Origin of the sequence: Streptomyces sp. NPDC007162, assembly GCF_040634175.1 — a bacterium.
GTDB lineage: Bacteria > Actinomycetota > Actinomycetes > Streptomycetales > Streptomycetaceae > Streptomyces.
Genome location: NZ_JBEYFC010000579.1, coordinates 1 through 5087, shown reverse-complemented (window position 1 = coordinate 5087; position 5087 = coordinate 1). Strand labels below are relative to the sequence as shown.

Genomic DNA, 5087 nt, shown 5'->3' with positions numbered 1-5087 from the left:
TGCAGGGAGCTGGCCCGGCTGCGGGCCGACGTCGGCATGGTCTTCCAGTCCTTCAACCCCCAGGAGCTGGGGGTTGCCCCTACGGCGTCACCGGTTCAGCTCGAACCAGACGACCTTCCCGGTACTGAGCCGCGTCGCTCCCCACCGTCTGGCCAGTCTGTTGACGAGGTACAGCCCCCGGCCGCCCTCGTCCGTCGCCCGGGCCTGCCGCAGCCGCGGCAACTGCGGCACGTCGTCGCCGACTTCGCAGCGCAGCACGTCCGTCCGCAGCAACCGCAAGGTCACCGGCCGCGAGGCGTACCGCACCGCGTTGGTGACCACCTCGCTGACCAGCAGCTCGACGGAGTCGGACAGTTCCTCCAGCCCCCAGCGGTCCAGCGCCCGGCGCGCGAGCCGCCGGGCCCGGCCGGGCGCCGCGTCCTCCGGCTCCAGGAACCAGAACGCCACGTCGCTCGGCGCGATCCCGTCGAACCGGGCGGCGAGCAGCGCGATGTCGTCGTCACGGTCACCCGGCCCCAGCATGTCGAGCACCTCGTCGCACAGGGCCTCCAGCGGCGGCGGATGATCAGGACCCGTCAGCTGCGCGGTCGCGGCGAGCTTCTCCCGCAGCTGCTCTATCCCGGTCCACACGTCCCGCAGCCGGGACTCCACCAGACCGTCGGTGTACAGCAGCAGCGTCGCCCCGGCGGGCGCGTCCAGCTCCACCGCCTCGAAGTCGACCCCGCCGACCCCGATCGGCGCCCCCGGCGGCACCCGCAGCACCTCGGCCCGGCCGCCCAGATGCAGCAGCACCGGCGGCGGATGCCCGGCGTTGGCGATGGTGATGCGGTGCGAGACCGGGTCGTAGACGGCGTACAGGCAGGTCGCCATGCGGTCGCTGCCGAGCCGCTGGGCCTGCTCGTCGAGGTGGTGCAGGACCTCCTGCGGGGGCAGGTCCAGGCCCGCGAGGGTCTGCGCGGTGGTCCGCAGCTGGCCCATGATGGCCGCCGACGTCATGGAGTGGCCCATCACGTCGCCGACGACCAGGGCGACCCGGCTGCCGGGCAGCGGGATCGCGTCGTACCAGTCACCGCCCACCCGCGCGGTCTCGGCCGCCGGCAGATAGCGGGACGCCAGCCGCACCCCCGTCGCGCTCGGCAGGTGCTCGGGCAGCATGGTCCGCTGCAACTCGTCGGCGATGTAGGCCTCCCGGCCGTACAGCACCGCCTTGTCGATGCCGAGCGCGGTGTGCGTGGCCAGCTGGGCGGCGACCAGCAGATCGTCGGCCTCGAACGCGAGCCGCTCCGGACGGCGCAGGAACAGGGCCGCGCCGATCACCCGGCGGCGGCCGCGCAGCGGGGCCAGGATCGCCCGCTGGGCGCCGGGGACGAGCGACTCGTTGCCCTCGCCGAGGAGTTCGGGCAGGGCCGAGCGCGCGGCGGGGGAGTCCGCGAAAACCGGTCGCACGCCCCGTAGTACCTCGTTCAGGGCACCGCCCGGCCGTACCTCGCACAGCTCGGCGGTGAGCTCGGCCAGCCCGACGTCGGCGGGATCCGGCTCCGGGACGGGGAGTTGCGGGAAACCGCCCTCGGTGTCCCGCTCCTCCGGGATCCGGTCGGTGCGGCGCAGCCGCAGCACCACCGCACCGGTGGGCCGTTCGTCGCCGACCGGCAGCGGGTCGCGCAGATAGACCAGGATCGCGTCCGAGAAGGTCGGCACGGTCGCCCGGCACAGCCCCATCACGATCTCGTCGAGGTCGATGCCCCGGGCGATCCGGCGGGTCGCGGCGCCCACGAAACGCAGCCGGTCGCCGTCCCGCCGCATCGGCATCGGCCGGCCGGGCGGCAGCCCGCGTCCGCTGCGACGCTCCTGGGGGCCCGCGGCCCGTTCCTGCTCCGTGCCCGGCTGGGGCGGGATGCCCTCGGTGGGGCGCGGCCGGTGCGGATCGGGCTCAGCGCTGGTGGGCTGGGCGTGCTCGGGGCCGTTGACGGAGTGCTCCTTGGACGTGCTGGTACCGGGGCCGGAGGGCGTCTCGCCCGGGCGGGCCTGCGCGGATAACGCGGTGCCGCCGAGCGGATGGGGCTGTGCCTGCGCCTGGGGCTGCGGGGAACGCAGGAGCGCCCCGCGGGCCTGAGCGGGGTCGGCGCCCGGCTGGGGGCGCTCGTAAGAGGTGGGCTGCTCCGTCACGCGTGTCGCATCCGTCCGTCCGGGGCTGCGCGCCGGGCGCGCAGGTGGTCCCGCCGAAAGTCCGATACCCGGATCAGCTGCCCCAGGAACGGATTTCCGGCGTGGCTGGAGGCTGTTGCCCTGCCACCGGCGAACGGTCCCGGGCCGGCGCGCCGTTCGCCCGTGCTGCCCTCGTACCCCTCGCTCACGTCCTGCCGCCCCTCGGTGACGTTCGGTCAAGCCCGGAACACCGCCCGGGAGTTGCGCACGACGCGTGAACTCGACGCGCCCTTGCGGAGGACGATCCTACGGTTGTGGACCGGGGGCGCATCAAGGGTCTCATGAGGACACGTGCGCGGGCGTGCGGTCCCAGTCCTCCGGCAGCGACGGAACCGCCCAGGCGGGGTCCGGCCGCCAGTGCTGCCAGCCGTCCGAGAACGGTGCCTGCCAGGACCGTACCGCCTCGACCGCGGACCGGCCCGCGGCCCGCGCCGCCGCGGCCTTCGCCGCGTCCATCAGCCCGTCCTGCTGGGCCTGCGCGAACTCGTCCTCGTCGAGCCACTCCCAACTGCGGTCGGGGTGCACCGCGATGTCCAGAAAGTAGTCCTCCGAGTCCACCCCGCCGTCCCAACGGGCCAGCGGCTGCTCAAGGTTGACGTACCAGTTCTTGAAGTGCCAGCCCGGCTCCCAGAACAGCCACACCGACCAGGGGTCACCGGGCCTGGCCAGCTTCAGCACCCCGGTGCCCAGCCAGTGGCCGTGTCCCACGGTCCGCGGCTTGGTGTACCGGGACTCCAGCGGCTCCTCGCGCACCGCGGAGCCGTCGGCGAACACGGGCTTGACGCACTCCGTGCCGGGCGCCAGCCACACCGCCAGCAGCTCCGCGTCGTCCCGCACGACGGTGACGGGGCGCGCGATGTGGAAGCCGTCCCCGGCGTTCTCCCGGTACCGCCACAGGATCTGACTCCCGGGCGTCCAGAAACCGCTCCCGTTCCCGGTCGCGCCACCCGTTTCCCCGCGCCTCACGCGTCTCACCGCTCCACCGTCTGCCATGCACAGATATTAGGTGCCACAGGCATACGACGCTGCGGTGGACGTCACGGTTCTCACCGGGCGGCGTGAAACGTTCGTACCCGGTTACGGGCGTGTCATCCGCAGGACATCCAGTGCCTCGTCCAACTGCTCGACCGTCAGATCGCCCTTCTCGACATAGCCGCCCTCCAGCACCACCTGACGGATCGTCTTCCGCTCCGCCAGCGCCTTCTTGGCGACCTTGGCCGCCTCCTCGTACCCGATGTACCTGTTGAGCGGCGTCACCACGGACGGCGACGACTCGGCGTACTCCCGTGCCCGGTCCCGGTTCGCGGTGATGCCGTCCACCGTCCGGTCGGCCAGCAGCCGCGCCACGTTGGCGAGCAGCCGCACCGACTCCAGCACGTTCTTCGCGATGACCGGAAGCATCACGTTGAGCTCGAAGTTGCCCGCCGCACCGGCGAACGCGATGGTCTGGTCGTTCCCGATGACCTGGGCCGACACCATCAACACGGCTTCGGGGACGACCGGGTTGACCTTCCCCGGCATGATCGAGGACCCCGGCTGGAGATCGGGCAGCGCGATCTCGGCGAGCCCGGTGCGCGGCCCGGAGGCCATCCACCGCAGATCGTTGGCGATCTTCGTCAGGCCGACCGCTACGGTCCGCAGCTGCCCGCTGGTCTCGACGATCCCGTCCCGCGCGCCCTGCGCCTCGAAGTGGTCGCGGGCCTCGGTGAACGGCAGCCCGGTCACCCGGGCGACCTCCTCGATCACGGCGGCGGAGAACCCGGGCGGGGTGTTGATCCCGGTGCCGACCGCGGTCCCGCCGAGCGGGAGTTCCGCGAGCCGGGGCAGCGAGGCGCGCAGCCGCTCGACGCCGTACCGCACCTGCGCGGCGTACCCGCCGAACTCCTGCCCGAGCGTCACCGGCGTGGCGTCCATCAGGTGCGTACGCCCGGACTTCACGACCTCGGCGAACTCCTCGGACTTCCTACCGAGGGAGTCGGCGAGGTGTTCGAGGGCCGGGATCAGGTCCCGGGTGACGGCGGCGGTGGCGGCGATGTGGATCGACGACGGGAAGACGTCGTTGGAGGACTGCGAGGCGTTGACGTGGTCGTTGGGGTGGACGTCCCGGCCGAGCCGCTCGCTCGCCAGCGTGGCGACGACCTCGTTGGTGTTCATGTTGGACGAGGTGCCGGAGCCCGTCTGGAAGACGTCGACGGGGAACTGCTCGTCCCAGTCCCCGCGGGCGACCTCCGCGGCCGCCTCCTGGATCGCCTCGGCCACGTCCTGGTCGAGCACCCCGAGCCGTGCGTTCACCTTCGCCGCGGCGCCCTTGACACGGGCGAGCGCCTCGATGTGCGCGCGCTCGATCCGCTGCCCGGAGATCGGGAAGTTCTCGACGGCGCGCTGGGTCTGGGCCCGCCACTTGGCTTCGGCGGGGACCCGGACCTCGCCCATGGAGTCGTGCTCGATGCGGTAGTCGCTCATACCCGTATAGCGATCGGGACCGCGGGGATGTTCCGGATCGGCGCCACCCGCCCCCGTACGGACCAGGGACGGGCGCGCCGCGCGGGATCAGGCCAGACCCGGGCCCGCACGGGGACGCTGGTGAACGTCGGCTGCGGTGCCGGGTCCTGGAAGCAGTCGTTCGACCTGTTCGTCCGACGGTACTGATTACGCCAGCCCGGGCCCCCGCACCGGAATCGTCGTGAACGTCGGCGCGGGGGCCGGGTCCTGGAAGAAGTCGTTGCCCTTGTCGTCCACCACGATGAACGCCGGGAAGTCCTCGACCTCGATCTTCCAGACCGCCTCCACCGACCACAAGGGGGACCCTGTCTCCAGAGTTTTCCGGTGTATGTCAAGCCTTGGTAAGGTTCTTCGCGTTGCGTCGAATTAAGCCACATGCT

The 5087-nt window shown here is 72.3% G+C and carries 3 protein-coding genes and 1 pseudogene; all 4 read right to left on the bottom strand.

Going from position 1 to position 5087, the window contains the following annotated elements; translation table 11 throughout:
* Nucleotides 1-87: 87 nt before the first annotated feature.
* Nucleotides 88-2166, bottom strand: a complete 2079-nt coding sequence (locus tag ABZ646_RS39660) for a SpoIIE family protein phosphatase (RefSeq protein WP_360530514.1) — start codon at nucleotides 2164-2166, stop codon at nucleotides 88-90.
* Nucleotides 2167-2484: 318 nt separating this feature from the next.
* On the bottom strand, nucleotides 2485-3198 hold the full coding sequence (locus ABZ646_RS39655) for a DUF402 domain-containing protein (protein WP_360530511.1): 714 nt from the start codon (nucleotides 3196-3198) through the stop codon (nucleotides 2485-2487).
* An 84-nt stretch (nucleotides 3199-3282) separates the two neighbouring features.
* Nucleotides 3283-4668, bottom strand: a complete 1386-nt coding sequence (locus ABZ646_RS39650) for a class II fumarate hydratase (RefSeq protein WP_360530508.1) — start codon at nucleotides 4666-4668, stop codon at nucleotides 3283-3285.
* Between the two features lie 186 nt (nucleotides 4669-4854).
* Nucleotides 4855-4995, bottom strand: a pseudogene (locus ABZ646_RS39645) (fumarate hydratase C-terminal domain-containing protein); the annotation flags it as partial.
* Nucleotides 4996-5087: the final 92 nt, after the last annotated feature.